4 protein-coding genes are annotated in these 4,814 nt (G+C 47.6%); 1 reads left to right on the plus strand and 3 read right to left on the minus strand.

Annotated features, from left to right (window positions below; translation table 11 throughout):
- Both RH89_RS12980 and torT read right to left on the minus strand, forming a co-directional pair.
- Positions 1–1,365: sugar ABC transporter ATP-binding protein (locus RH89_RS12980; RefSeq protein WP_004402480.1), on the minus strand; the 1,365-nt coding region annotated here is incomplete at its 3' end.
- Positions 1,362–2,447 carry a TMAO reductase system periplasmic protein TorT gene (gene torT, locus RH89_RS12985; RefSeq protein WP_004402482.1) on the minus strand — a complete coding sequence of 362 codons (1,086 nt, stop codon included), beginning with the start codon at positions 2,445–2,447 and terminating at the stop codon, positions 1,362–1,364. The genes RH89_RS12980 and torT, both read right to left, overlap by 4 nt.
- A 314-nt stretch (positions 2,448–2,761) precedes the next feature.
- Here torT and RH89_RS12990 point away from each other — a divergent pair, with 314 nt between their 5' ends.
- On the plus strand, positions 2,762–3,685 hold the full coding sequence (locus tag RH89_RS12990; RefSeq protein WP_004402484.1) for a LysR family transcriptional regulator: 924 nt from the start codon (positions 2,762–2,764) through the stop codon (positions 3,683–3,685).
- Between the two features lie 16 nt (positions 3,686–3,701).
- On the opposite strand, the gene ppsR is transcribed toward RH89_RS12990, so the two are convergent.
- Positions 3,702–4,535, minus strand: a complete 834-nt coding sequence (ppsR, locus tag RH89_RS12995) for a posphoenolpyruvate synthetase regulatory kinase/phosphorylase PpsR (protein ID WP_004402489.1) — start codon at positions 4,533–4,535, stop codon at positions 3,702–3,704.
- Positions 4,536–4,814 lie beyond the last annotated feature (279 nt).

The following is a 4,814-nucleotide window of genomic DNA, read 5'->3' on the forward strand; positions in this document are numbered from 1 at the left end:
CGCCGCGCCTTGTTCGCAAAGGCTGGCAATAAAGCGGTAGATTTCAGCACGCGTACCAACGTCCACTCCAACCGTAGGCTCATCGAATACATACAGAGATACGTCTCGGGTCAGGCATTTTGCAAGCAGAACTTTTTGCTGGTTCCCTCCGCTGAACTGCCCGACATCGCGCTCGGTTTTGTTTGGGTACAGTTTGAGCTTGGTGGCTAGGTGTTCGGTCTGTGCTTGCTCATGGGCAATAGATAGTGCGCCCGTACTGCTGGAGTATTGCGGAGTTCGGATCGCAGCCAGACTCATGTTTTCACGGCAGCTACGAATCATCACCAAACCTTCAGCTTTGCGATCTCTGGAGTTATAGAAGAAACCGCGATCTAACATGGCACGAGTACTCAGATTGGTGACGTTTTCGCCCTGAAAAACCACAAAACCTGAAGAGACAGGTTCCAGACCAAAACAGGCGCGCAGCGCTTCCGATTTGCCACAACCGACCAACCCTGCAAACCCGACGACTTCACCTGCCCGTGCATGGAACGAAAGGGTGTCCAGATAGCCGTCTCGGGTGCTCATCTCCCGAACTTCAAGCACGGTTTCTTTGGGTGAGAAGGGAATGTCTGGATAGATTTGATCCACCACGCGCCCCGTCATCATGGTGATGAGCTCTTGTTCTTCAACCTCTTCACACGCTTTGGTGCCGATATAGCGACCATCACGCAACACGGTAATTCTGTCTGCAATCTGGCGAATTTCAGCCATGCGATGGGAAATGTAAATAATGCCCACACCCTGTTGTTTGATTTGGGCAATCAGGTCAAACAGCTGCTCGGTTTCTTTGTTAGTTAATGAGGCGGTCGGCTCATCCAGAATCAATACAGAAAGCTCGCCGCGCAACGCTTTAGCAATTTCCACCATCTGCTTTTCAGCGCGGGAAAGTTCACCCACTAACACATCGGGATCAAGGTCAAATCCCATTCGTTCCAGAAGGCTTTTCGCTTTCTGTTGTAAAGAGCTGGTATCCAGAAAACCGGATTTCAAAGGCTCTTCCCCCAGAAAAAGGTTCTGAGCGATGGATAAGGTATCGACGAGCGAAAACTCCTGAAAAACCGCACTGATGCCGTTGCTTCTTGCGTCGAATACACTCTTAAAGTTCACTGGCTGATTGCGAAACCGTATCTCTCCGTCTGTGGCGCGATTTGCACCGGAGATAATGGAAATCAGCGTTGATTTTCCTGCCCCGTTTTCACCAAACAACACGTGTACTTCACCTGCTTCCAGGGTGAAATCCACATCGTCCAGCGCTTTTACACCGGGATACTGTTTGTGTATCCCGTGTAAAGAGAGGATGGGTGAGGTTGAACTCATCATCATTGTGGTTTCACCGAAAACGTAGGTTTAAAGTTTGCTGGTGCTAATGAGCTGTCGCGGTCGAAGTGGTCGATGATGGAGGCATCGATGACATACAACTGAGGACCCACGTGCTTGGTGTAAGGTTTGCCTTCCAGAATTCGAACCGCCTGATCAATGGCAACCCTTCCCTGAATCACCGCAGAATCAGTTGGTGCTGCGAGGATAAGCTTCCTTTTGATGCCCTGATAAACGCCGGGTGTGAAGTAGTAAGAAAGCACCTTGATTTGATTCGTTAGTCCGCGGGCTCTTAACAGGCTGGTGGCGGCTTCTGCGGTAACCGCCGTTCCGACTATGTATTCCAGATCCGGATGCGCTTCTAAGGTGTCTTCCACCAGTTTGAGCTGAACTTCTTTACCAGTATCGCCGTATTTGGTTTCGACCACTTCGATGTTGGAGCCTTCAATAGCCGACTGAAAACCTTTGTTGCCTGCTTCTACCCAGCCCGCGCCCGGAGGCCCGGGGAACCAGCCCACTTTGACCTTCTTATTGTCGTGCTTGTGAATATCGGCAAGGTACTTGCCGATTTTCGAGCCCATTTCGCCAAAGGACACTAGCGACTTAGCTGAAAGATCAGGAGAAGACATGCCGTTGACAATATCAATTACCGGAATACCCGACTTGGCGATGTTCTTAACCAGATTGTTTAGCCCTTCATAAGAGATGGCACCAATGATGACGGCATCTGCACCCGAGGCAACACAGTCTTCAATTTGTGAAATCTGGTTATTAAGGTTGGTGTAGCCGCCAGCTTCAACAAGCTGCATTCCGACACCAGTTCGCTTGGCTTCGGCGACCACACCATAGTTAACGGCTGTCCAGTAGGCATCTTTTAAATGAGGGAAAGAAACACAGATATCCCAAGGTTTTTGAGCTTTGGTGACGGGTTTGTAATCCATCACTTTTCTGTCGCTAGACATATCGAAAGGGGTTGTCCATACGTCTACCGTGTATGACCAGTCTTTCGCATGAGAGGTTGGGCTACTGGCGACAGCAAAAATCGCTGTCAGCGTAAGCCATGCCGCGTGAGAGGTGTTTCGTTTCATCGTTCTTCTCCCTGTTGTTCGAACGTGTTGTCAACGACCACCAGCCGAAACATATCCATGTTGGCTGTTGTTTGAGTTGGGTATTGTTTGAATTGTTAATAACAGGTTAAAATTGCAGCGCCGATATGTAAAATATGGAATTCAGTCTAGTGTTATTAGAAAAACAGATAACGCAGAGAGATGTGATTTGCTTACATGAAATTATGTTATCTGTATGAGATTTAATGATTAAAACGTCTGGGCAGGGGTAGGGAAGGTTAAGCCGTTCGCTATAGATATCAGTTTTATTAATGCAAGAGTTAAGGAAAACAGAAATGCAGCCAACCATGAAACAGATCCGCTACTTTATTGCGACCGCTGATTCCGGTCAGGTGTCTCAGGCAGCCAATGCAATGCACGTTTCTCAGTCCGCCATTACCACTGCCATCAAATCGCTGGAAGAGATGTTAAATGTGAATCTGTTTGTGCGACAGCCGCACGGAATGATGCTGACGTATGAAGGCAACCAGTTCTATCAGCACGCGACCCATATCGTGAAAGAGATTGAAGAGGCGATGCTGCTCTCTCATCGCAGTTCTAATCAGGTACAGGGTGTGATTCGCCTTGCCATGTCTTATACGGTGGCCGGGTATTTTGTGCCGCCTTACTTAACCCGCTTTCAGCGCAGCTACCCCAAAGTGGACGTCAAGCTGGTGGAGGCGACACGGAGTGAAATTGAAGAAGGGGTAGTCTCTGGCGATTATGATCTTGCTTTTATGCTGACCTCGAACCTTATCAATCAGGAAGACATCAGCTTTCAGACGTTGTTAAGTTCGCCCCGCCGTTTGTGGGTCAGTTCCAGCCATCCGTTACTGGAAAATAAACTGGCGACTTTTCACGATGTCGCTCAATACCCTTACATCATGCTCACCGTCGATGAGGCGAGTAATACTGCTCAACGCTACTGGAACCAGACTCCCTACCAGCCAAACACCATTTTTCGCACGTCCTCAGTGGAATCGGTGCGCAGTCTGGTGGCCAATGACTATGGTGTCACGATTCTTTCCGACATGGTCTATCGCCCTTGGTCTTTAGAAGGAAGAAGGGTAGAAGTGCGACCGCTGGCTGATCACGTGCCAGATATGGAAGTCGGGCTAGTGTGGTCTAGAAAAAGAGAACGCAGCACTGCGGTGGCTGCGTTCTGTGAGTTTATGGAAATGTCGGTGTCACCGAATCAGGATCTGATGAATCGGTACTAACGCTATTTTTATTGCGTTAACACATTTGCCTTTGCAATCCGCTCATATCCAGTAGGCGGGTTGCGATTTCTTCGACTGATAGAGAAGTGGTATTCAGATAAGGAATCGCTTCACGGCGGAATAGGGCTTCTACGGTATTGAGCTCTTTCTGGCACTGATCCTGACTGGCGTATTCACTGTTTGCCATTCTTCCTTCACGGATGGCGTGTAAACGTTCTGGTTCAATGGTCAGCCCGAAAGTTTTGTAGCGAAATGGCTCGATGGCGCTCGGCAGTTTTAATCTTCCCATGTCTTCTTCAATGAAGGGATAATTCACGGCGCGAATTCCGAATTGCATGGCCAGATACAGGCTGGTTGGGGTCTTTCCGCAACGTGAAACACCCAGCAAAATGATGTCTGCCTGATCCAGATTATTCAATGAAATACCGTCATCATGTGCCAGTGTGTACTCAATTGCAGCGATCCTGTCCATGTAGCTGTGCACGTCTTTTTTGATGCTATGAGAGCGTTGCAGTTTGGGCTTAGGTTGCAGCCCCAGGTCTTTACTTAGCGGTTCAACCAGTGCATTAAGCACGTCGTACAGCTGAGCGCTCGATTGTTCAATAACCTGCTTGACTTCAGGCACTACGATGGAAAAAAACACCAATGGCTTGTTGCCAGTTTCTTCATATGCTTTATCTATCAGTGCTTTAACGTCATTTGCGCGCTCTACATTCTCGACAAATGGCAGAGTTGTCTGTCTGGTTTCGATTGAAAATTGCCCTAAAACCGCGTGTCCCATGGTCTCCGAGGTGATGGCGGTACCGTCTGAAACATAAAACACGTCACGAAAACTAGTTTTGCACTGCATAAAAAGTTGAATCCTTAAAATATTTTTGTAGTGTGAGTTTCATAATAAAAATATATGTTTAATTAACCTGAACTCGGGATAAGAGGTTAGCGAGTACCTTAAATTTCGTTCAAATGTTTAACGGACGTTTTCTAATGAGAAATTTTTACATAAGACAAGGCGAATCCACGAACCAATAACGAGTTATTGGGAGTGGGTTCAACGCAGTATTAAGTAAAATAGCCATTAGAAAGTAAGATGTTATCTCTAGTTCAGGTTATATACATTACAGGGGATCGA

This window comes from Vibrio nigripulchritudo ATCC 27043 (genome assembly GCF_000222685.1).
Lineage (GTDB): Bacteria > Pseudomonadota > Gammaproteobacteria > Enterobacterales > Vibrionaceae > Vibrio > Vibrio nigripulchritudo.